This window comes from Streptomyces sp. NPDC047085 (assembly GCF_040643735.1).
Taxonomy (GTDB): domain Bacteria; phylum Actinomycetota; class Actinomycetes; order Streptomycetales; family Streptomycetaceae; genus Streptomyces.
This window is the reverse complement of record NZ_JBEYUW010000009.1, coordinates 76,977-99,318: the sequence shown is the minus strand read 5'-3', so window position 1 is coordinate 99,318 and position 22,342 is coordinate 76,977. Positions and strand designations below refer to the sequence as shown.

Here is a 22,342-nt window from a genome sequence, read left to right as displayed (position 1 = left end):
GTCCCTTTTTTGCGCCTAAACCGGCGCCGCTCTCGCGGACGTGGTTGCTCGCCGCGGGGGTTGCTCAATTGTCGCTGCCGTGGTCGGGCGGCTTGCTACTCCACCGTCACGGACTTCGCGAGGTTCCTCGGCTTGTCGATGTCGCGGCCCAGGGCCTTGGCCGTGTGGTAGGCGAGGAGCTGGAGGGGGATGCCCATGAGGATCGGGTCGAGCTCGTCCTCGTTCTTGGGGACGATGATCGTCTGGTCGGCCTTCTCCTGCTCCTGGTGGGCCACCGCGAGGATCTTGCCGCTGCGGGCCTTGATCTCCTCCAGGGCGGCGCGGTTCTTCTCCAGGAGGTCGTCGTCGGGGACGATCGCGACCGTGGGGAGCGCGGGCTCGATGAGGGCCAGCGGGCCGTGCTTCAGCTCGGAGGCGGGGTAGGCCTCGGCGTGGATGTAGGAGACCTCCTTGAGCTTCAGGGAGGCCTCACGGGCGACCGGGTAGCCCCGGACGCGGCCGATGAAGAGCATCGAGCGGGCGTCGGCGTACTGCTCGGCGAGCAGCTTGACGTCCTCCTCCTGCTTGAGGATCTCGGAGATCTGCTCGGGCAGCTTGCGCAGGCCCTCGATGATCCGCTTGCCGTCGCGGACGGAGAGGTCGCGGGTGCGGCCGAGGTGCAGGGCGAGGAGGGCGAAGGCCACCGTGGTGTTGGTGAAGCACTTGGTGGAGACCACGCAGACCTCGGGGCCGGCGTGCACGTAGATGCCGCCGTCCGCCTCGCGGGCGATCGCCGAGCCGACCACGTTGACGACGCCGAGGACGCGGGCGCCCTTGCGCTTCAGCTCCTGCACGGCGGCGAGGACGTCGTACGTCTCACCGGACTGGGAGACCGCGACGTAGAGGGTGTCGGGGTCGACGACCGCGTTGCGGTAGCGGAACTCGGAGGCCGGCTCGGCGTCGGCGGGGATGCGGGCCAGCTCCTCGATCATCTGGGCGCCGATCATGCCCGCGTGGTACGAGGTGCCGCAGCCGAGGATCTTCACGCGGCGGATCTTGCGCGCCTCGCGGGCGTCCAGGTTCAGGCCGCCGAGGTGCACGGTGGAGAACCGGTCGTCGATGCGGCCGCGCAGCACGCGGTCCACGGCGTCGGCCTGCTCGTGGATCTCCTTGTGCATGTACGTGTCGTGGCCGCCCATGTCGTAGGAGGCCGCCTCCCACTCCACGGTGGTCGGCTCGGCCGTCGTACGGGTGCCCTCGGTGGTGTAGGTGCGGAAGTCGTCGGCCTTGAGGGTGGCCATCTCGCCGTCGTCCAGCGTGACTATCTGCCGGGTGTGGGCGACCAGCGCGGCGATGTCGGATGCGACGAACATCTCCTTCTCGCCGATGCCGAGGACGACCGGGGAGCCGTTGCGGGCCACCACGATGCGGTCGGAGAAGTCGGCGTGCATGACCGCGATGCCGTAGGTGCCCTCGACCACGCGCAGGGTCTCGCGGACCTTGTCCTCCAGCTTCTCGGCGCCCGAGCGCGCGATGAGGTGGACGAGGACCTCGGTGTCGGTCTCGGAGAGGAACTCGACGCCGTCCGCCTCCAGCTTGCGGCGCAGGTCGGCGGCGTTGTCGATGATGCCGTTGTGGACGACGGCGACCTTCTGGTCGGCCGACATGTGCGGGTGGGCGTTCAGGTCGGAGGGGGCGCCGTGGGTGGCCCAGCGGGTGTGGGCGATGCCGGTGGTGCCCTTGAAGCGCGCCGGGACCTTCGCCTCCAGGTCGCGCACCCGGCCCTTGGCCTTGACCATCTTCAGGCCAGGCGTCTTCGGGGAGGTGACGACGATGCCCGCGGAGTCGTACCCGCGGTACTCCAGCCGCTGCAGGCCCTCCAGCAGCAGCGGAGCCACGTCACGCTTACCGATGTATCCGACAATTCCGCACATGTACAGGTATCTCTCAGTCTGGCGTCTCAGCCGTAGACCATGCGGCGCAGCTGCCTGAGCGTCAGCTCCGGCGGCGCCACCGCCCGGTATCGCAGGTCCGCCTCGATCCGTTCGAAGATCTCCGTGTTCTGCAGGCCCTGGGCCTGCAGTTCGCGGTGGCGGCGACGGACGTAGTCCTGGGTCGTCTCGTCGAAGTAGGCGAGGACGTCCTGGACCACCCGCAGGGCCTCACCCCGGTTCAGGGGCGTGGACCGCGTCAGGTGATCGACAAGTTCCTCGTGCACCCGGTAGATCCTGGGGTACCGGCGCGAGTTTCGCAAGAATCGTGCCCGAATCCGGGCAGCGGCCTGTTGAAACTCTTATGGGCCTCTGTTCGCAAGCTGTCCATCCTGAGTCTTGTGCCGCGTCGCCCGGAGCCACGAGTTTCAGACGCCATGGACATTCCTCGTATGGGAGTACCCGACACGCTGGCCGAGCGCATGAGTATGGCCGAGCAGCACGAGTACCTGCGCGCCAGATTCTCCCGGCGCAACATGATCAGAGGCGGTGCCGTCACGCTGGGCGCCGTCGCCGGTGGCGTGTTCGTGCCGGGTGCCCCCGCCCAGGCCGCCGTCCCGACCCAGCGCACCGCCCCGGCGGTCGAGACCGTCGACGGCGCCCTCGTCGCCCCGTTCGGCCGCCACCTCGCCTACGGCGCCGACCCGCGCACCGAGATGACCGTCTCCTGGCAGGTCCCGGTCGCCGTCAAGAAGCCCTTCATCCGCATCGGCGCCCACCCCTGGGACCTCTCCCGCAAGATCGAGGCCGAGGTCCGCACCCTCTACACCCCGGCCGGCGTCGGCGCGAGCGGCGACCACACGCAGTACTACCTGCACGCCCAGCTCACCCACCTGCGCCCCGGCCGGACGTACTACTACGGCGTCGGCCACGAGGGCTTCGACCCGGCCGAGCCGCACCTCGCGGGCACCCTGGGCACCTTCACCACCGCCCCCGCCCACAAGGCGCCGTTCACCTTCACCGCCTTCGGCGACCAGGGCGTCAGCTACCACGCCCTGGCCAACGACAGCCTGATCCTCGGCCAGAACCCGTCCTTCCACCTGCACGCCGGCGACATCGCCTACGGCGACCCGGCCGGCCAGGGCAAGACCACCGACACCGGGTTCGACTCGCGCACCTGGGACCAGTTCCTGTACCAGACCGAGTCGGTCGCCAAGCAGATCCCGTGGATGGTCTCGTACGGCAACCACGACATGGAGGCCTGGTACTCGCCGAACGGCTACGGCGGCGAGGAGGCCCGCTGGACGCTTCCGGACAACGGCCCGGACCCGAAGCACCTCCCCGGCGTCTACTCCTTCGTCCACGGCAACACCGCGATCATCTCGCTGGACCCGAACGACGTCTCCTTCGAGATCCCGGCGAACCTGGGCATATCGGGCGGAACGCAGACCAAGTGGTTCGAGGCGCAGCTGAAGAAGTTCCGCGCCTCGAAGGACGTCGACTTCGTCATCGTCTTCTTCCACCACTGCGCGTACTGCACCTCCACCGCGCACGCCTCGGAGGGGGGCGTGCGCCAGGAGTGGGTGCCGCTGTTCGACAAGTACCAGGTGGACCTGGTCATCAACGGCCACAACCACCAGTACGAGCGCACCGACGTCATCAAGGGCGGCGAGGTCACCAAGAAGCTGCCCATCGGCGGCACGGCCTACCCCGAGACCGAGGGTGTGGTCTACGTCACGGCCGGCGCGGCGGGCCGCAGCCTGTACGCGTTCACCGCCCCGGACTCCTACGAGGGCCACGAGCACGAGGTCGAGTCCGTGTCCTCGTTCATCTGCCTCAAGGACGGCGCCCGGCAGCCCGAGACCGTCGCCTGGTCCCGGGTGCGCTACCTCAACTACTCCTTCCTGCGCGTGGACGTCACCCCCGCGCCGCGGGGCCGGCAGACCACCCTGAAGGTGTCGGGCATCGCCGAGACCGGTGACCGCATCGACCACTTCACGGTGTCCCGCACGGCGAAGTAACGGCGTGACGGCGTAACGACGGCCACACCTCCCGGAACGGGCGGTTTTGGCCGGAGCGGGCGGTCCTCACATGCGGTTGAGGACCGCCCGTTTGGCCTGGGTGAACTCCTCGTCGGTCAGCACCCCCGAGCGGTGCAGCTCGCCCAGCTCCCGCAGCCGCCGCAGCAGCGCGTCATGGTCGTCCTCGGCGGCGGGCGCCTTGTCCAGCGGCACGGCCTGCCCGGGTACGAGTGCCCCGGCGGCCGGTGCCGACGGGTGCGGCAGCCGCGCCTGCACGGCCGCCGCGACCAGCGCCATCAGCGGATCCTTCTTGAAGCCCCACAGCTCGACGGCGTTCGGGTCGTACTTGGGCGGCGCGGTGACGGGCGCGCCCCGCACCGAGAAGCGCAGGTGCCCGTTCTCCAGTCCGGCGGCCGGCTGCCACTCCACGGCGGTGATCTCCGTGAGCCGGATCGTGCGCGGCCCGGTGGCGGCCTTGGCGTCCTCCGTCTTCCAGTTCCACTCCAGGCGCACCCGCTCCCCGTCGAAGGACGCCGAGCCGTCCCCGGCCGCGGCGGACACCGGCAGGGACGGCCCCGGCAGCAGGTACCCGGTGACCGGCCCGGCGGAAACGCCCTCCAGCAGCAGCGCGTTGCGGACCTCCTCCGCGAAGTACTCGGCCACGCCGTACCGGTCGGAGTCCACGCTCAGCCGATAGGGGTCGTCGGACTCGGCGAGCCGGCCGCCGGTGGCGCCCAGCAGCGGGTCGGCGCCGTCCCGCAGCCTCAGCCGCAGCCGCCCCGACCTCCGGCCCTGCTCGAAGGAGACGCCGGCCAAAGCGTGCAGCGGTACCTCGAGTTCACCCAGCGTGCGGCGCACCAAACTCACGTTCTTGTCGCGTCCCGGGGTCAGCCGCAGGGAGTCCCCGACGAAGGCCCAGGTGCCGTCCTTCTGGATGATTTCCGCCATGCGGGGATTGTTTCACCGGATCTGAGGGAGAGTGGTCTTTACCAATCCCGTAGTCCCGAAGGGAGCGCATGTGAGACGGCATCGCGGCACGACTCCCCGACTGACCCGAATACTGGGCTGCTTCATGCTGGTCGCAGTGGCAGGAGCGCTCACCACGAGCGCCGGCGCGGCTCCCCGGGCCGCGGCGGTGACGCCCCTGGACCGCGTGATCCCGGCGCCCGCCACCGTCACGCCGAGCGGATCCCCGTACCGCATCACGTCCTCGACCAGCGTCCGCGTCGACGGCACGGACGCCACCCGGCGGATCGGCGAGTACCTCGCCGGCGTCCTGCGGCCCTCCACCGGCTACGCCCTGCCCCTGGTCGAACAGGGCAAGGGCGGCATCGAGCTGCGCCTGGCCGAGGGTCCGTACGGGGCCGAGGGCTACCGCCTGCACAGCGACCCCGGTGGCGTCACCATCACCGCCGGCGCCCCCGCGGGCCTGTTCCACGGCGTCCAGACCCTGCGTCAGCTGCTCCCCGCGGCCGTCGAGAAGAAGACCGTCCAGCCCGGCCCCTGGCAGATCGCGGGCGGCACCATAGAGGACCACCCCCGCTACGGCTACCGCGGGGCGATGCTCGACGTCTCCCGGCACTTCTTCACCGTCGCCCAGGTCAAGCGCTACATCGACCAGCTCGCCCTCTACAAGATCAACACCCTGCATCTGCACCTCAGCGACGACCAGGGCTGGCGCATCGCCGTCGACTCCTGGCCGCGCCTGGCCACCTACGGCGGCTCCACCCAGGTCGGCGGCGGCAAGGGCGGCTACTACACCAAGGACGACTACCGGGAGATCGTCCGCTACGCCACCTCCCGCTACCTGGAGGTCGTCCCCGAGATAGACATGCCCGGCCACACCAACGCGGCCCTCGCCTCCTACGCACAGCTCAACTGCGACGGCGTCGCACCCCCGCTGTACACCGGCACCGAGGTCGGCTTCAGCTCGCTGTGCGCGCCCAAGGAGGTCACGTACGACTTCGTGGACGACGTGATCCGCGAGCTGGCCGCGCTCACCCCCGGCCGCTACCTCCACATAGGAGGCGACGAGGCGCACTCCACCAGCCACGCCGACTACGTGACGTTCATGGACCGCGTCCAGCCGATCGTCGCCAAGTACGGCAAGACCGTCATCGGCTGGCACCAGCTGACCGGCGCCACGCCCGTCGAGGGCGCCCTCGCCCAGTACTGGGGCCTGGACAGCACCAGCGCCGCCGAGAAGGAACAGGTCGCCAAGGCGGCCCGGAACGGCACCGGACTGATCCTGTCCCCGGCCGACCGGATCTACCTCGACATGAAGTACACCAAGGACACCGATCTCGGCCTGGACTGGGCCGGCCTCGTGGAGGTGAAGCGCTCCTACGACTGGAACCCCGGCGCCTACCTCGCCGGTGCGCCCGCCTCGGCCGTCAGGGGCGTCGAGGCGCCCATGTGGTCCGAGACGGTCGCGAAGACCACCGACCTCGAGTACATGGCCTTCCCCCGGCTGCCCGGAGCCGCCGAACTGGGCTGGTCCCCGGCGGCCACGCACGACTGGGCGCGCTACAAGGTGCGCCTGGCCGCCCAGGCCCCGCGCTGGGACGCCCTGGGGATCAGGTACTACAAGTCACCCCAGGTGCCCTGGCCGACGAGCTGACCCAAGCGCGACGGGCACCCCTGAGGACCGTACTCAGGGGTGCCCGTCCGTCTCGGGGCCTTTGGGCCGTCAGAAGCCGGCGATCGGGTTCCGCAGGGTCCCCACCAGCTGGAGCGCGGCGGACGGGTCGGAGAGGTCCACCATCTGCCGGTTGTCGCGCAGCTGCAGCCGGTTGAGGCAGGACAGCGCGAACTCCGGCGCGAACACGTCGTACTGGCGGAACCTGTCGGCCAGTTCGGGCGTCGCCTCCTGGTACGCGCGGGTGACCTCCGCGACCGTACGCCAGAAGGCGTCCTCCGCCAGGATCCCCTCGGCGGCGAGCTGCGCCGCGAGGAACCGGAAGAAGCAGTCGAAGACGTCCGTGAAGACCGACAGCAGCTTCTGGTCCTCCGGGACCTCGACCCGGATCCGCCGCACCTCCGGCGGCAGCACCGCGTCCGGGTCCATGACGACGATCTCCTCGGCGATGTCCTTGTAGATCGCGCGCTCCACGGCCCCGTCCCGCAGGACCAGGATCGTGTTCTCGCCGTGCGGCATGAAGGCCAGGTCGTAGGCGTAGAAGCAGTGCAGCAGCGGTGTGTAGTACGCCCGCAGGTACCGCCGCAGCCACTCGGTGGGCGCGAGCCCGGACCGCTCGATCAGCGCGCCCGCGAAGGAGGCGCCCTCGTGGTCCACGTGCAGCAGGGACGCCATGGTCGCCAGGGACTCGCCCTCGCGCAGCGACGGCACCGGGCTCTCCCGCCACAGCGCGGCCAGCATCTTGCGGTAGGGCGAGTGGCGGTCGGTGGCCCGCTCGTACTCCAGATGGCGGTAACCGACGGCCGCCCGCTCCCGGATGACCGACAGCCCCGTCGACTTCAGCACGGGGTCGCCCTCGATCAGCCGGCCCAGCCAGTCGTTGATCGCCGGGGTCGCCTCCATGTAGGCGGCCGAGAGACCGCGCATGAAGCCCATGTTGAGCACGGACAGGGCCGTCTTCACGTAGTGCTTGCGCGGGTCGGAGACGTTGAAGAAGGTCCGTATGGACTGCTGGGCCAGGTACTCGTCGTCGCCCTCGCCCAGGCACACCAGGTGCCGGCGGGCCACCTCGGCGGCGAAGGTGACGCTGAGCTTGTTCCACCACTGCCAGGGGTGGACGGGTATGAGCAGATAGTCGGCGGGGTCGAGGCCCTGGTCGGCTAGCGTGGCGCGGAAACGGTTCACCGTCCGCTCGCCCAGCTCCTCCCGCAGGAACGACTCGTAGTCGATGCCGACGCCTGCCGTGAACGCGGCCCGCGAGCGGTGCGCGGCCAGCCACACCAGCCGCACCGGGCTCGCGGTCTCCGGGGCGTACGCCAGGTACTCGTGGATGCCGAACCCGAGCCGCCCGTTGTTCGCGACGAAGCAGGGGTGGCCCTCGGTCATCCCGGTCTCGATCTCCTGGAACCCGGACCGCGCCAGCTCCGCGGAGGTGACGCGGGGCTTGGCCAGCTTGTAGCAGGTGCCGGAGAGGGTGGAGGAGATCTCCTCCAGGTAGACGGGCAGGATCTCGTCGCTCAGGCCCAGGGCCTGCCGCAGTTCGACGAAGAAGTCCAGCGCGGCGAGGGGGAGTTCCTCGCCCGCCCGGTGCCGGGTGATGGATCCGGCGTCGACCTGCCAGTGGTCGAGGGCCCGCCGCACGGCGGTGAACCGGTACGAGGTGAGCCCGTCGTCACTCCGTACGACGTACCGCCCGCTCTCCTGTCCGTCCTCCTCGGGTGTGATCAGCCGCTCGTGCGCGAACTCGGCGAGCGCCTTCCGTATGAGCAGCCGGTTGGCGGTCTCCCAGCGCTCGGGGGAGAGGTGGGCCACGGCGTCGGCGGGGCTCACGCGGCCACCGCCTTCTCGAAGCTCTCGCGTGTGCAGAAGCTCAGCAGCGCCTTCTTCTCCGGCTTCTGGATCTCCCGTTCGGGCACGAACCCGACGGCCTCGTTCAGGGCGTGCACGGCCGTGTTGGACACGTCCGGCTCGACGACGACCCGGGAGGTGGCCGGGTCCTCGAACAGGTGCCGCATCACGGCGGTGATGACGGACCGGGTGAACCCGTGCACCGGTACGTCGGTGGGGGGCGTGAGGAAGTGCATGCCCACATCGCCCGGCCGCGGCTCGTACAGCCCGACCAGCTCGCGGTGGGCCGGGTCGTACTTCTCCATGAGGAAGACGGGCTCCCCGGCGCGCAGCCCCAGCAGGGCGTGGTGGTGCTCGTCGGCCGCGATCTCCATGTAGGCGCGCTCGACGTCCTCCAGTTTCGCGTCCTGCATCATCCAGTAGGCCGCCTTGGGATGCGTGACCCAGGAGTGCAGCAGTTCACCGTCCTTCAGCGGATCGACGGTGCGGAAGGTGAAGGTCATACGGCGAACTCCTGGAAGGCGATGGTCTTTTCGACCGGGTAGTACTCGGTGCCGAGCAGCTCGCGGATGATGCAGCTGTTGCGGTAGGGACCCATGCCCAGGTCGGGGCTGGTGACGCTGTGGGTGTGGACGCCGGCGTTCTGGAGGAAGACGCCCCGGCCGGTCACGTCGATCGCGTAGTTGCGGGCGACGTCGAAGCGTCCGTGGCCGTCGAAGCGGAGGCGGTCGTGGATGGGGGCGAGGAAGGCCGGCGGCTCGTAGTGGTAGCCGGTGGCCAGCACCAGGCCCTCGGTGCGGATCTCGAAGTCCTTGTCCTGCTCGTCCTGGTGGAAGCCGAGGGTGTACCAGCCGTCCTCGTGACGGGCGCTGGTCAGCGAGGAGTTGGTGAGCAGCCGGGTCGGGACCGGACGGTCGCCGCTCTCGACGTTCTTCTGGTAGAGGAGGTCGAAGATCGAGTCGATGAGGTCCGAGTTGATGCCCTTGAACAGCCCCTTCTGCTGCTTCTCCAGCCGATAGCGGGTCTCCTCGGGCAGCGCGCGGAAGTAGTCGATGTAGTCCGGAGAAGTCATCTCCAGGGTCAGCTTGGTGTATTCGAGCGGGAAGAAGCGCGGGGAGCGGGTGACCCAGTTCAGCTCGTAGCCGCGCACGTCGATCTCGGAGAGCAGTTCGTAGTAGATCTCCGCCGCGCTCTGGCCGCTGCCGACGATCGTGATGGACCGCTTCGCCTGCAGCTCCGACTTGCGGTGCATGTACTGCGCGTTGTGCAGGACGTCGCCGCCCAGCCCCCGGCAGGCGGGCGGCACATGGGGGACCGTTCCGGTGCCGAGGACGAGGTGACGGGCGCGGTAGGTCGTGCCGGTGCCGGTGCGGACGACGTACAGCTCGTCCTGGTACGTCACCTCGGTGACCGTGGTGCCGAAGCGGACGCTGCTCAGCCGGCTCGCGGCCCAGCGGCAGTAGTCGTCGTACTCGACCCGCAGGGGATAGAAGTTCTCGCGGATGTAGAACGAGTACAGCCTGCCCTTCTCCTTCAGATAGCTCAGGAAGGAGTACGGCGAGGTCGGGTCGGCCAGGGTGACCAGGTCCGACATGAACGGGGTCTGGAGGTGTGCGCCGTCCAGGAACATCCCGGCGTGCCACTCGAAGCCGGGCTTTGACTCCAGGAAGACGGCGTCCAGTTCGGCGATGGGCTCGGTGAGGCAGGCCAGGCCGAGGTTGAAGGGGCCGAGCCCGATCCCCACGAGGTCATGGATGCGGGTGGCTTCAGGAAGCGCGGTCAAGGGACTCTCCCAGGTACTGCTCGGCGTGGCCGGCGATCAGGTCGAGGACGGCGGCGATGTCGGCCGGCGTCGTCTCGGGGTTGAGCAGGGTGAACTTGAGGTAGTGGCGGCCGGCGACCTTGGTTCCCGCGACCACGGCGTCGCCGGAGGCGAACAGCGCCTTGCGGGCGTACAGGTTGGCGCGGTCGATCTCGGCCGGATCGGTGACGGCCGCCGGGACGCAGCGGAAGACGAGGGTGGAGAGCGAGGGCTCCACGACGACGTCGAAGCGGGGGTCGGCGGCGAGCATGCGCCACCCCTCCCGGGCCAGGTCGCAGACCTCGTCGAAGAGTTCGCCGATGCCGTCGGCGCCCATGACGCGCAGGGTCATCCACAGCTTGAGGGCGTCGAAGCGGCGGGTGGTCTGCAGGGACTTGTCGACCTGGTTGGGGATGCGCTCGACGACCGTACGGCGGGGGTTCAGGTACTCCGCGTGATAGGTGGCGTGCCGCAGGGTCGAGGCGTCCCGCACCAGCACGGCGGACGAACTCACCGGCTGGAAGAACGACTTGTGGTAGTCCACGGTGACCGAGTCGGCGCGCTCGATGCCGTCGAGGCGGTCCCGGTGCTTGCGGGAGGTGAGCAGCCCGCAGCCGTAGGCGGCGTCGACGTGCAGCCAGGTGTCGTACTGCTCGCACAGCTCGGCGATCTCGGGCAGCGGGTCGATGGAGCCGAAGTCGGTGGTGCCGGCGGTGGCGACGACGGCCATGGGGACGAGGCCGTCGCGGCGGCAGCGCTCCAGCTCGCGGGCGAGGGCGACGGTCTGCATGCGCTTGTCGTGGTCGACCGGGACGGCGACGACGGCGTCCTGCCCGAGCCCCAGCAGTGTGGCGGACTTCTTCACGCTGAAGTGGCTGACTTCGGAGGCGAAGATCCGCAGTTTCGCGAGGCTCTCGCTCTTGGCCTCCTCCCGGGCCAGCAGCAGCGCCTGGAGGTTGGACTGGGTGCCGCCGGAGGTGAACACGCCGTCGGCGGCGGGGCCGAGGCCGATGCGCTCGGCGGTCCAGTCGACGAGCCTGCGTTCGATGAGGGTGCCGCCGGCCGACTGGTCCCAGGTGTCGAGGGAGGAGTTGACCGCGGAGAGCACGGCCTCGCCGAGCACCGCCGGGATGACCACCGGGCAGTTGAGGTGGGCGAGGTATCGGGGGTGGTGGAAGTAGACGGCGTCGCGGAGGTAGACGTCCTCCAGCTCGTCCAGGGCCGCGGCGGTGTCGCCGAGCGGCCGGTCGAGGTCGATCGCGTCGATGCGGGGGGAGAGGGCGTCGGCCGTGATGCCGGTGAACGGACGGTCGGTGGTGGCGAGTTTGGCCGCCACCCGCTCGACTCCTTCGGTCACGGAGCGGCGGTAGTGCTCCGCGGTGAGGCCATTGAGCAGGTGCGAGCGCATGTGGGGGTCCTCCGAGGGGACGGTCATCCGTCTGGGATTTGACTTAGGTTAGCCTAACCTAAGTCGCCTGAATCACGGCATGCCTCTGCCGTGACTGGCTTCGCTTCAGGGAGAGTTACTCCGCCGCGCGGAGCTGGTCCTCCGTCATGCCCTGCCGCCAGTAGCCGACGAAGGTGACATGCAGCCGGTCCACCCCGCGCTCGCCGACGAAATGCCGCCGCAGCGCCCTCACCCGCCCCGACTCGCCCGCGATCCACACGTACGGGCGCTCGGCGTCCGGCAGTCGAGCGGCCCGTACGGCGTCGACGGTCATGGGGGCGCCGTCGTGCCGCACGAGCCACGTGATCTCCGCGTCCGCCTCGGTCGCCACGTCCTGGATGTCAGCGGCCTGCGGCACCTCCAGCCAGGCGCGGACACGGGTGCCGGTCGGCAGCGACTCCAGGACGGCGGTGGCGGCGGGCACGGCGGTCTCGTCGCCCCAGACGACGACGAGATCGGTACCCTCCGGCGGCCGGAACCGGATCGCGCGGTTGTCCGCGACCGCCGGGCCGAGCACCAGGACGCGGTCGCCGACGGTGGCCCGGGAGGCCCAGGCGGAGGCGGGCCCGGCGGGAGTATGCAGCACGAAATCGACGTCGATCTCATCGGGATCCCGGCGCAGCGCCCTCAGGGTGTACGACCGCATCACCGCCCGCACGTCATCGGGCAGCTCCCGCCACCCCTGCCACCACGCGTCCCCCAACTCCAGTGGCACGACAGGCTCGCTCTGCCCCGGATGCGGCAGAAACAGCGACAGGGACTGATCGCGCCCGTCGGAATGAAATCCCCGCAGCTCGTCCCCGCCGAAGGTCACCCGAACCAGAGACGGCCCGAGCCGCCTGGTCCGCACAACCTGAAGAGGGAAGAAGCGGAACGGAGCGGCAAGGGCCGTCGTCATAAGGCCTCCTGAGACGAGGTAGGTCAGGAAGTTCGCGTACTGGTTGTCCGCGTGCCGGTCAGCCGACCTTCTTGGCCTTCTCCAGCGCCTCCGCCAGATTCGTCAGCAGCGGCACGCACTTGTCGTACGACAGGATCGGCTCGGGCGACCGTGCGATGACCTGGCCCGCCTTCACCGCGGGCAGCTTCTTCCAGGTCGCCTTGGTGATGTCGGCCGGCTGGATCGCCGAGGACCGGTCGTCCATCATGATGATGTCGGCCTGGTACTTGTCGACGTTCTCCCAGCTCAGCGACTCGTACCAGCCGCCGCCCTGCTTCTTCGCGCTCTCCGGCGGCTCGACGAAGTTCACGCCGAGGGCCTTGAAGTACTCCAGGTCGATGGAGAGGTTCGTCCCGGAGACGTAGAAGAGCTGGTCGCTCGCGGAACCGGCCATCACCTTGATGTCGGGCTTGGCCTTGGCGGCCGCCCGCAGCCGGGACGCCGCCTCCTCGAACCGCTTCTTCGCGTCCGTCGCCCCGGCCGCCTTCATGTCACCGCCGAGCGACTCGGCCAGTTCCCACATCCGCTGGAGCGGCTGGGTGAGCTGACGGTCGTACACGGAGACGCCGACGCTCGGGGCCAGTTGGGCGATCTTCTTCTTCGACTCCTCCGGGACGTACCAGAGCGTGCCGGCGGCGTCGAACATCGTCGTGATGAGCACGTCCGGCGCGAGGGCCGCGTACTTCTCGATGTTGAACTGGCCCCAGGTGTTGCCGAGGACCGTCAGCTTGCTGACGTCCATGTCGCCGGCCTGGACGTCGGCCTTGCCGCCGGCCGTCGTGGTCGGGCCGAAGACCCCCTTCACCTGGACGCCGTAGTCGTACAGCGCGGCGCCGACACCGGTGAACGCGACGATGTTCGCGGGGACCTTGTCCAGCTTCACGGTCGTACCGCGGTCATCCTTGAAGCTCCACGGTCCGGACGCGCCGCCGTTCTTGGCCGTCTCCCCGGAGCCACCGCCTTTGCCCTTGTCGTCCCCGCAGGCTGCGAGCACGGCACCGAGTCCGAGGGCGCCGCCCACGGCGAGCAGTCCGCGGCGAGTGAGGTGGGTGGCACGGGCATGCGACATGGATACGACTGCTTTCGAACGGGGCGAGGTGCCCGCCGGACAAGTTCGAAGATAGGTTAGCCTAACCTCACTAAGTGTCCAGGGGGGTGGGGCATCCCGACTGCGCTCGTGGGCATGGCTCAGGCGCCGTTGGCCTTCCGGCGTCGCGCGGCGGCGTACGCGGCGGCCGCGAGGACTACCGTGCCGCCGCCGACGACGACGGCCACCGCGCCCGTGTGGCCTGAGGGGCCTGCGGCCTGCCGGCAGTACCGGTGGTCGTCGCGCTTGACGGTGATGGTCAGGTGGCCCCGGTTGCCAGTCGGCCCGGACGTCGTCTCGTGGCGTCCGGCGATGTCCACCGGGTAGCTTCCCGGCTTGATGTCGCAGCGTATGGTGCCGTTGCCCTGCCCGAAGCTGTTCTTCCGCATCTCGACGGTGACGGTCCCGGTGAACGCGGGCGACTTCACGGTAAAGCGACCGTTGTCGTCTGCGGCCAGGGAGGTCAGGTCGACATCGGACACGACCGCGATGGGCGCGCCCTGCCGAAGGGGGCCCTCCGCGGCGCTGTCGCTGTCGTTCCCGCGGACGTTGACGCTCGGACCCGGACCGCCGTCCGCTGCAATTGCTTTGTGAGGGCTCGTCAGGCCGAGGATGGTCGCGGTGAGGATGGCTGCCGCTGTGCGCAGGTACAGCGCGGGGGCTTCGCCTTGAGGCCGTTGGGCTCGCCCTGCGTGCGGAAGCCTGTTGTCATGACGGAGGCGTCGGTCCACAGCCTCTCATTCGACGCCTGCTGGCGCCGCTGTTCGCAGGCCGGCCTGGACGAGACGGAAGGCGACTGCGGGGTCCGGGGCACGGGTGACCGTTCGCCCTACGACGACATGTGAGGCGCCTGCAGCGAGGGCAGCCCGTGGTGTTCCGGGGCGGGCATGCTCGAACCGGGTTTCGCCAGGCAGGGTGACTCCGGGAGTGATGATCAGGGCATCGCTGCCCAGTGTGCTTCGCAAGGCCGCGACGTCCTGGGGCGAGGCGATCACGCCGTGGCAGCCGGCCTTGCCCGCCAGGCGGGCCAACCGGAGTACCTGCTGCTCGGACGAGTCGCTGACGCCGATGTCGGCGAGATCCTCGTCGGTCATGCTGGTGACCACGGTCAACGCAAGGACACGCAGGTCGGGAAAGGCGCGGGCGGCATCGACAGCAGCGGTCATGATGCTCGTACCGCCCATGCTGTGCACGGTCACCATGGAGACGCCCAAAGCCCCTGCGGCGCGAACTGCACCAGCGACAGAGTTGGGGATCTCGAAGAGCTTGAGGTCCAGGAAGACCTTCTTGCCCCGCGCGACAAGGTGCTTGACGAAGTCGGGGCCGGCCGCGGTGAGGAGCTCCAGGCCGACCTTGTAGAAGCTGCACTCGTCGCCCAGTCGATCGACGGTGTCTTCAGCGGTCGGTCGGTTGTCGCAGTCCAGGGCGACGATGATCTGGTTGTCTGGATCCACGAGGGTCATTGTGCCCGCCACTGCCAGCCGGTGATCGTTTCCGGGGGAAGTCTGCCGTCAGGACGGCGACCCGTCCGTGATCGTCGCGGGCGACGATCACGGACGCGTCAGGCCCGCGGAGCCGCCTCAGCCCGTCAGGCCCAGCTCCCGGGCGATCAGCATGCGCTGGACCTCGCTCGTGCCCTCGCCGATTTCGAGGATCTTGGAGTCGCGCCACATGCGGGCCACCGGGTACTCGTTCATGAAGCCGTAGCCGCCGTGGATCTGGGTGGCGTCGCGGGCGTTGTCGACGGCGATCGTGGAGGAGTAGAGCTTGGCGATCGCGGCTTCCTTCTTGAAGGGTTCGCCCGCGACCAGACGGGAGGCCGCGTCACGCCAGGCGAGGCGGGCGGTGTGGGCCTTCATCTCCATGTCCGCGAGCTTGAACTGGATGGCCTGGTTGGAGCCGATCGGGCGGCCGAAGGCCTCGCGCTCCTTGGCGTACTTGACGGATTCGTCGACGCAGCCCTGGGCCAGGCCGGTCCCGAGCGCCGCGATGGCGATGCGGCCCTCGTCGAGGATGCGCAGGAACTGGGCGTAGCCGCGGCCTTCCTCGCCGAGGAGGTTGGCGGCGGGGACGCGGACGTCCTGGAAGGACAGTTCGCGGGTGTCGGAGGCGTTCCAGCCGACCTTGGAGTAGGGGGCGGCGACCGTGAAGCCGGGGGTGCCCGAGGGGACGATGATCGAGGAGATCTGCGGCTTGCCGTCCGGCTTGCGGCCCGTCACCGCGGTGACCGTCACCAGGCCCGTGATGTCCGTGCCGGAGTTGGTGATGAAGCACTTCGTGCCGTTGATCACCCACTCGTTCGTGTCCGGGTCCAGGCGGGCCGTCGTACGGGTCGCGCCCGCGTCGCTGCCGCCGTCCGGCTCGGTCAGGCCGAACGCGCCCAGGATCTCGCCGGAGCACAGGCGGGGCAGCCACTCGCGCTTCTGCTCCTCCGTGCCGAAGAGGTGGAGGGGCATGGCGCCCAGGGAGACACCGGCTTCGAGGGTGATGGCCACGGACGAGTCCACCCGGGCCAGTTCCTCCAGGGCGATGCCGAGGGCCAGGTAGTCGCCGCCCATGCCGCCGTACTCCTCCGGGAACGGCAGCCCGAACAGACCCATGCGGCCCATCTCGCGGACGATCTCGTACGGGAACTCGTGCCGCTCGTAGAAGTCGCCGATCTTCGGCGCCACGACGTCGTGCGCGAACTCCTCGACCGTACGGCGGAGTTCCTCCAGCTCGGGGCTGAGGCGGTGGTCCATGCTGATCACTGTTCCTTGTGGGAGAGAGCGCGGACGGTACGGGACGGGCTGGGCCGGTCCAGGTGGGCGGCCATCCACACGCTCGTGGCGGTCAGACGGCCGAGGTCGACCCCTGTCTCGATGCCGAGTCCGTGCAGCATCCATACGAGGTCTTCGGTGGCGAGGTTGCCGGTGGCGGACTTGGCGTACGGACAGCCGCCGAGGCCGCCGGCGGAGGCGTCCACGGTGGTGACGCCGTGCTGGAGGGCGGCCAGGGTGTTCGCGAGTGCCTGGCCGTAGGTGTCGTGGAAGTGCACGCCGATCTCGTTCGTCGGCACGCCCTCCTCATTGAGCAGCGCGAGCAGTTCGAGGACGTGGCCCGGGGTGGCCACCCCGATGGTGTCGCCGAGGCTCAGCTCGTCGCAGCCCATGTTCCGCAGGGCCGTGCAGACGCGGGCCACCTGGTGGAGCGGGACCGCCCCCTCCCAGGGGTCGCCGAAGCACATCGAGACATAGCCGCGCACGTGTGCGCCCGCGTCCTTCGCCTGCCGCACCACCGGCTCGAACACGGCGAGCGACTCGTCCACCGTGCGGTTGAGGTTGGCCTTCGCGAAGGACTCGGTGGCGCTGGCGAACACCGCGATCCGGCGGGCGCCGAGCGCCAGGGCCCGGTCCAGGCCGCGCTGGTTGGGCACCAGCACGGGCAGTTCCACGTCGAGGTCGCTGATTTGCGGGTACAGCTCCTCGGCGTCGGCGAGCTGGGGCACCCACTTGGGGTGCACGAAGCTCGTCGCCTCGATCGTGGTCAGGCCCGAGTCGGCCAGGCGGCGGATGAAGTCCGCCTTCACCTCCGTCGGCACGGTCCGCTTCTCGTTCTGCAGCCCATCGCGCGCGCCGACCTCGTGGATCCGCACCCGGGCGGGCAGATCCTGGGCCGGTACGACCATGGGCAGACCCTCGGTCATGGGCAGTCCCTCAGCGCGTTCTTCGGCGCTCATTCCGCCACCTCCGCGTGCGGTGCGATCACGGCGAGCACCTGGTCCATGGCGACCGTGCTGCCCGGGATCACGTCGAGTTCGGCGACCGTGCCGGCGTGCGGGGCGGAGATGACGTGCTCCATCTTCATCGCCTCGACCACCAGCAGGCTCTGGCCCGCGGTCACCTCGTCGCCCACGGCCACCTTCACCACGGTCACGGTGCCGGGCATCGGCGCGGTCAGCGAGTCGGCGCCCGCGTGCGCGGACCGGGTGAGGGAGGCGGCCACCGGGTCGTGGTCGCGCACCTGCCAGGCGTCGCCGTCGCGGCCGATCCAGTCACCGGCCCGGTGGAAGGTGTGCCGGACGCCGTCCAGGGTGACGGACACCCGGTCCTCGGTGACCGAGGCCCCGCCCCGGCTCGCGTGGGCGACGGGGTCGAGCCCCGGCACCCGCAGGGGGAAGGCGACCGGCTTCGGCGCTCCGCCCAGCCGCCAGCCGTTCGGCACCGAGAAGGGGTCCACCCAGTCCTGCCCGGGCGTGGGCCGCAGCGCCTCCAGGCGTACGGCGGCCGCGGCCTCGTACACCGCCTCCGGTACGTCGGTGGAGACCAGGTCGTCCACCACCCGCTCCACCAGCCCGGTGTCCATCTCGCCCGACACGACGGCCGGATGGGCCAGCAGCCGCCGCAGGAAGCCCGCGTTGGTCTGCACGCCCAGCGTCACCGTCTCGGCGAGGGCCGCGCGGAGCCGGCGCAGTGCCGTCTCGCGGTCGGGGCCGTGGGCGATCACCTTGGACAGCATCGGGTCGTACAGGCTGCCCACCTCGGTGCCCTGGCTGAGCCCGGAGTCGGTGCGGACGCCGTCGCCCTGGGGCTCGTTCAGCAGCAGCACCGTGCCGCCGGACGGCAGGAACCCGCGCGCGGGGTCCTCGGCGCAGATCCGCGCCTCGACCGCGTGCCCGGTCAGCCGTACGTCCTCCTGCGCGAAGCCCAGCCGCTCCCCGGCCGCCACCCGCAGCTGCCACTCCACCAGGTCGATCCCGGTGATGAGCTCGGTGACGGGGTGTTCCACCTGGAGACGGGTGTTCATCTCCATGAAGTAGTACGCCGACGGGTCGTTGCCCGGGACGATGAACTCCACCGTGCCCGCGCCCCGGTACCCGCAGGAGCGGGCCGCCTGCACGGCCGCCTCGCCCATCGCGGCCCGGGTCTCCTCGTCGAGGAGCACGCTCGGCGCCTCTTCGATGATCTTCTGGTGCCGCCGCTGGAGGGAGCACTCGCGCTCGCCGAGGTGGATGACCCCTCCGTGCCCGTCGGCCAGCACCTGGATCTCGATGTGCCGGGGCCGGTCGATCCACCGCTCCACCAGCAGCGTGTCGTCGCCGAAGGAGGCGCGGGCCTCGCGGCGGGCGGCGGCGATCTCCTCCTCCAGCGCGGTCATCTCCCGCACCAGGCGCATGCCCTTGCCGCCACCGCCCGCGGACGGCTTGAGCAGCACGGGAGTACCGACCTCCCGTGCCGCGTCGGCGAGTTGGGCATCGCTCAGCCCACTGCCGTTCGAACCCGGCACGACCGGGACCCCGGCCGCCCGCACCGTCTCCTTGGCGCGGATCTTGTCGCCCATCAGGGCGATGGCGTCCGCCGGCGGGCCGATGAACACCAGCCCCGCCTCCTCGCACGCCCGCGCGAAGCCCGCGTTCTCGGCGAGGAAGCCGTAGCCGGGGTGGACGGCCTGGGCGCCTGTGCGGGCGGCGGCCTCCAGCAGCCGCTCCACCGACAGATAGCTCTCGGCGGCGGGCGCCGGACCGATCCGTACCGCCGTGTCGGCCTCCCGGACGTGCCGCGCGTCCGCGTCGGCGTCGGAGAAGACCGCCACCGAGCGCACGCCCAGCGAGCGGAGCGTACGGATGACGCGTACGGCGATCTCGCCCCGGTTGGCCACGAGCACTGTGTCGAACATAGGTCCCCTCCTCACATCCGGAAGACGCCGAACTGGGGGTCTCCCAGGGGCGCGTTGGCGCAGGCCGTCAGGGCGAGTCCCAGCACCTGACGGGTCTCCAGCGGGTCGATGACGCCGTCGTCCCAGAGGCGGGCGGTGGCGTAGTAGGCGTTGCCCTGGCGCTCGTACTGCGCGCGGATCGGCGCCTTGAAGGTCTCTTCCTCGTCGGCCGGCCACTCCTCGCCCCGCGCCTCCAGCTGGTCGCGCTTGACGGTGGCGAGGACGGAGGCGGCCTGCTCGCCGCCCATGACGGAGATCTTGGCGTTCGGCCACATCCACAGGAAGCGGGGGGAGTAGGCCCGGCCGCACATGGAGTAGTTCCCGGCGCCGTACGAGCCGCCGACCACGACGGTCAGCTTCGGCACGCGCGTGCAGGCGACGGCCGTCACCATCTTGGCGCCGTGCTTGGCGATGCCACCCGCTTCGTAGTCCCTGCCCACCATGAAGCCCGAGATGTTCTGCAGGAACAGCAGCGGGATGCCGCGCTGGTCGCACAGCTCGATGAAGTGGGCGCCCTTCTGGGCGGACTCGGAGAAGAGGATGCCGTTGTTGGCGACGATCCCGACCGGGTGGCCGTGGATCCGGGCGAAGCCGGTGACCAGGGTCTGCCCGAACTCCGCCTTGAACTCGGAGAAGCGGGAGCCGTCGGTGATCCGGGCGATGATCTCGCGTACGTCGTAGGGGGTACGGGAGTCGACCGGGACGGCGCCGTAGAGCCCGTAGGGGTCGACCTTGGGCTCCACCGTGGGGTGGACCTCCCAGGGGAGGGACTGCCGGGCGGGGAGGGTGGCGACGATGTTGCGCACGATCCGCAGGGCGTGCGCGTCGTCCTCGGCGAGGTGGTCGGTGACGCCGGAGATCCGGGAGTGGACCTCGCCGCCGCCCAGCTCCTCCGCGGTGACGACCTCACCCGTGGCCGCCTTCACCAGCGGGGGGCCGCCGAGGAAGATCGTGCCCTGGTTGCGGACGATCACGGCCTCGTCGCTCATCGCCGGGACGTACGCGCCGCCGGCCGTGCACGAGCCGAGGACGGCCGCGATCTGCGGGATCCCGGCGCCGGACATCCGGGCCTGGTTGTAGAAGATCCGCCCGAAGTGCTCGCGGTCCGGGAACACCTCGTCCTGCATGGGCAGGAAGGCGCCGCCGGAGTCGACGAGGTAGACGCACGGCAGCCGGTTGTCGAGGGCCACCTCCTGCGCGCGCAGGTGCTTCTTCACCGTCATCGGGTAGTACGTGCCGCCCTTGACGGTGGCGTCGTTCGCGACGATCACGCACTCGCGCCCGCTGACCCGGCCGATCCCGGCGATCACCCCGGCGGCCGGTGCCTGGCCGTCGTACATCCCGTCGGCCGCGAGAGGGGCCAGCTCCAGGAAGGGCGACCCCGGGTCGAGCAGGGTGTCCACCCGGTCCCTGGGCAGCAGCTTGCCGCGCGCGGTGTGCCGGGCGCGGGCCTTCTCGCCGCCGCCGAGCGCGGCGGCGCCCAGCTTGGCGCGCAGCTCCCCGACGAGTGCGAGGTGGGCTTGTTCATTGGCCCGCCAGGCCTCCGACGCGGGATCTGCCGCGCTCGTCAGCTCCGGTGCCTCGTGCATTTCTGCGGTCCCCTCACCCAGTGGTCGTACTGTTAATGAGCGTTAACCATTTCCTTCAGGTTAACGACCGCTAACCTCGCTGTCTAGAATTACTGGCATGGTCACCAGAACCGACGCCCCGACCCGTCGCGAGCAGATCCTCAAGGAGGCCGCCCGCCTCTTCGCCGAGCGCGGTTTCCACGGCGTCGGCGTCGACGAGATAGGGGCGGCCGTCGGCATCAGCGGCCCCGGCCTCTACCGTCACTTCCCCGGCAAGGACGCGATGCTCGCCGAGCTGCTGGTCGGCATCAGCGGCCAGCTCCTGACCGGCGCCAAGCGCCGCCTGGCGGAGGCCGACGGCGACACCGGCGCCTCGGCCGTCCTGGACTCCCTCATCGAGGGCCACATCGACTTCGCCCTGGACGACCGCCCCCTCATCACCCTGCACGACCGCGAGCTGGACCGCCTCCGCGACAGCGACCGCAAGCTCGTGCGCCAGCTCCAGCGCCAGTACGTCGAGCTGTGGGTGGAGGTGGTCCGCGAGGTCTACCCCGCCCTGACCGAGCCCACGGCCCGCTCCGCCGTCCACTCGGTCTTCGGCCTCCTGAACTCCACCCCTCACCTGGGCCGCGCGGGCACACTCCCGGGCCGGGGAGCCACCGCGACCCTGCTGCACCGGATGGCCCGGGGCGCGTTCGCGGCGGCGGGAGAGGGGTGACGCGGCCGGCCACTATCTTCGGACCGTGGACTACGCGAGGATGCGGGCGATCGCCGAGGATCTCGATGCCTACGCCGAGCGGCTCGAGGGTGCTTGGAGCGTGGAGATCGGGCCGTCCGGGCCAGTGCTTGCCATGAGGCGCCGCCCGAAGCGTCACGCGGGCGCGGTTCGTCGCATCCGTGAGCAGCTCGACGCGCAGCTGCCTGTCACTCACCCCGGCCATGTCTGTGTGAACGGTCCCCAGATCGAGAACGTGACAATCGGCCGTATGCGCCGTCCCGACGTGGTCGTCGTCCCCGAGGCCGCGCTCGACGAGGAGGGTTTCGCCGTCGACGCGGCACAGGTGCCGGCGGTGGCCGAGATCATCTCGCCGTCCGGCCCGGACTGCGCCTGCTGCGAGAAGCTCTCCGACTACCCGGCCATGGGCATCCCCCACTACCTGATCGTCGACCCACGCACCGGCACGATCGAGGTCCACTCCGAGCCGTGCAAAGGTCGCTACGCCCGTAAGGACCCCTACATCTTCGGCGACTCGGTGCCCTTCGGCCCCTGGACGATCGACACCTCCGCCTTCCGCCGGTACGGCAAGGCCCGGGACTGACGCCTGCCACCTGCCCGCGTCGGGCGAGGTGGCACAGCTCACCCTGGACGCCCGAGCGTACTCACCGGTATC

General features: G+C 70.1%; 19 protein-coding genes. 4 read left to right on the top strand and 15 right to left on the bottom strand.

Translation table 11 applies throughout. The annotated features are described in order from the left end of the window. Positions 1-95: 95 nt before the first annotated feature. Both glmS and ABZ865_RS27475 read right to left on the bottom strand, forming a co-directional pair. Complete coding sequence (gene glmS / locus ABZ865_RS27480; protein ID WP_361235722.1) at positions 96-1,913, bottom strand: glutamine--fructose-6-phosphate transaminase (isomerizing); 1,818 nt, start codon at positions 1,911-1,913, stop codon at positions 96-98. 26 nt (positions 1,914-1,939) lie between these two features. Further along, positions 1,940-2,197, bottom strand: coding sequence for a hypothetical protein (locus tag ABZ865_RS27475; RefSeq protein WP_361235719.1), 258 nt, complete (start codon positions 2,195-2,197; stop codon positions 1,940-1,942). A gap of 165 nt (positions 2,198-2,362) precedes the next feature. Here ABZ865_RS27475 and ABZ865_RS27470 point away from each other — a divergent pair, with 165 nt between their 5' ends. Continuing rightward, positions 2,363-3,931 carry a metallophosphoesterase family protein gene (locus ABZ865_RS27470; RefSeq protein WP_361235716.1) on the top strand — a complete coding sequence of 523 codons (1,569 nt, stop codon included), beginning with the start codon at positions 2,363-2,365 and terminating at the stop codon, positions 3,929-3,931. Between the two features lie 66 nt (positions 3,932-3,997). Here the strand turns inward: ABZ865_RS27470 and ABZ865_RS27465 are convergent, their stop codons facing one another. Next, entirely contained in the window at positions 3,998-4,879 is an 882-nt protein-coding gene (locus ABZ865_RS27465) for a DUF4429 domain-containing protein (protein ID WP_361235713.1), read from the bottom strand. A 124-nt stretch (positions 4,880-5,003) separates the two neighbouring features. On the opposite strand from ABZ865_RS27465, the gene ABZ865_RS27460 reads away from it, so the two are divergent. Next, the gene (locus ABZ865_RS27460) at positions 5,004-6,551 is read left to right on the top strand and encodes a beta-N-acetylhexosaminidase (RefSeq protein WP_361235710.1); all 1,548 of its coding nucleotides are present in this window, start codon (positions 5,004-5,006) and stop codon (positions 6,549-6,551) included. Between the two features lie 69 nt (positions 6,552-6,620). Here ABZ865_RS27460 and ABZ865_RS27455 read toward each other — a convergent pair whose 3' ends face one another. The 12 genes from ABZ865_RS27455 to ABZ865_RS27400 all read right to left on the bottom strand — a co-directional run bounded on the left by ABZ865_RS27455 (position 6,621) and on the right by ABZ865_RS27400 (position 20,972). Beyond that, entirely contained in the window at positions 6,621-8,399 is a 1,779-nt protein-coding gene (locus tag ABZ865_RS27455) for an IucA/IucC family siderophore biosynthesis protein (protein ID WP_361235707.1), read from the bottom strand. Next, positions 8,396-8,920, bottom strand: coding sequence for a GNAT family N-acetyltransferase (locus ABZ865_RS27450; protein ID WP_361235704.1), 525 nt, complete (start codon positions 8,918-8,920; stop codon positions 8,396-8,398). The genes ABZ865_RS27455 and ABZ865_RS27450 overlap by 4 nt, the downstream gene beginning before the upstream one ends. Continuing rightward, positions 8,917-10,200 (bottom strand): lysine N(6)-hydroxylase/L-ornithine N(5)-oxygenase family protein, encoded by a 1,284-nt coding sequence (locus ABZ865_RS27445; RefSeq protein ID WP_361235701.1) that lies wholly within the window; start codon positions 10,198-10,200, stop codon positions 8,917-8,919. Before ABZ865_RS27445 ends, ABZ865_RS27450 begins: the two co-directional genes overlap by 4 nt. Next, positions 10,184-11,626 carry a lysine decarboxylase DesA gene (gene desA / locus ABZ865_RS27440; protein ID WP_361235698.1) on the bottom strand — a complete coding sequence of 481 codons (1,443 nt, stop codon included), beginning with the start codon at positions 11,624-11,626 and terminating at the stop codon, positions 10,184-10,186. Before desA ends, ABZ865_RS27445 begins: the two co-directional genes overlap by 17 nt. 115 nt (positions 11,627-11,741) lie before the next feature. Further along, positions 11,742-12,563, bottom strand: a complete 822-nt coding sequence (locus ABZ865_RS27435; protein WP_361235695.1) for a siderophore-interacting protein — start codon at positions 12,561-12,563, stop codon at positions 11,742-11,744. A 58-nt stretch (positions 12,564-12,621) separates the two neighbouring features. Continuing rightward, positions 12,622-13,671, bottom strand: coding sequence for an ABC transporter substrate-binding protein (locus tag ABZ865_RS27430; RefSeq protein ID WP_361235692.1), 1,050 nt, complete (start codon positions 13,669-13,671; stop codon positions 12,622-12,624). A 119-nt stretch (positions 13,672-13,790) separates the two neighbouring features. Further along, a complete protein-coding gene (locus ABZ865_RS27425) occupies positions 13,791-14,171 on the bottom strand; it encodes a hypothetical protein (protein ID WP_361235689.1) in 381 nt (126 codons plus the stop codon). Positions 14,172-14,426: 255 nt separating this feature from the next. Continuing rightward, positions 14,427-15,143 carry an orotidine-5'-phosphate decarboxylase gene (gene pyrF / locus ABZ865_RS27420; RefSeq protein ID WP_361235686.1) on the bottom strand — a complete coding sequence of 239 codons (717 nt, stop codon included), beginning with the start codon at positions 15,141-15,143 and terminating at the stop codon, positions 14,427-14,429. A gap of 126 nt (positions 15,144-15,269) precedes the next feature. Beyond that, entirely contained in the window at positions 15,270-16,430 is a 1,161-nt protein-coding gene (locus ABZ865_RS27415; protein ID WP_361235683.1) for an acyl-CoA dehydrogenase family protein, read from the bottom strand. A 5-nt stretch (positions 16,431-16,435) separates the two neighbouring features. Further along, entirely contained in the window at positions 16,436-17,374 is a 939-nt protein-coding gene (locus tag ABZ865_RS27410; protein WP_361236345.1) for a hydroxymethylglutaryl-CoA lyase, read from the bottom strand. Positions 17,375-17,403: 29 nt separating this feature from the next. Beyond that, complete coding sequence (locus tag ABZ865_RS27405) at positions 17,404-19,344, bottom strand: acetyl-CoA carboxylase biotin carboxylase subunit (RefSeq protein ID WP_361235680.1); 1,941 nt, start codon at positions 19,342-19,344, stop codon at positions 17,404-17,406. Between the two features lie 11 nt (positions 19,345-19,355). Then, positions 19,356-20,972 (bottom strand): carboxyl transferase domain-containing protein, encoded by a 1,617-nt coding sequence (locus tag ABZ865_RS27400; RefSeq protein WP_361235677.1) that lies wholly within the window; start codon positions 20,970-20,972, stop codon positions 19,356-19,358. Between the two features lie 97 nt (positions 20,973-21,069). Between ABZ865_RS27400 and ABZ865_RS27395 the strand changes: the two genes are divergently transcribed. Then, a complete protein-coding gene (locus tag ABZ865_RS27395) occupies positions 21,070-21,669 on the top strand; it encodes a TetR/AcrR family transcriptional regulator (RefSeq protein ID WP_361235674.1) in 600 nt (199 codons plus the stop codon). A gap of 40 nt (positions 21,670-21,709) precedes the next feature. Continuing rightward, on the top strand, positions 21,710-22,270 hold the full coding sequence (locus ABZ865_RS27390; RefSeq protein WP_361235672.1) for a Uma2 family endonuclease: 561 nt from the start codon (positions 21,710-21,712) through the stop codon (positions 22,268-22,270). Positions 22,271-22,342 lie beyond the last annotated feature (72 nt).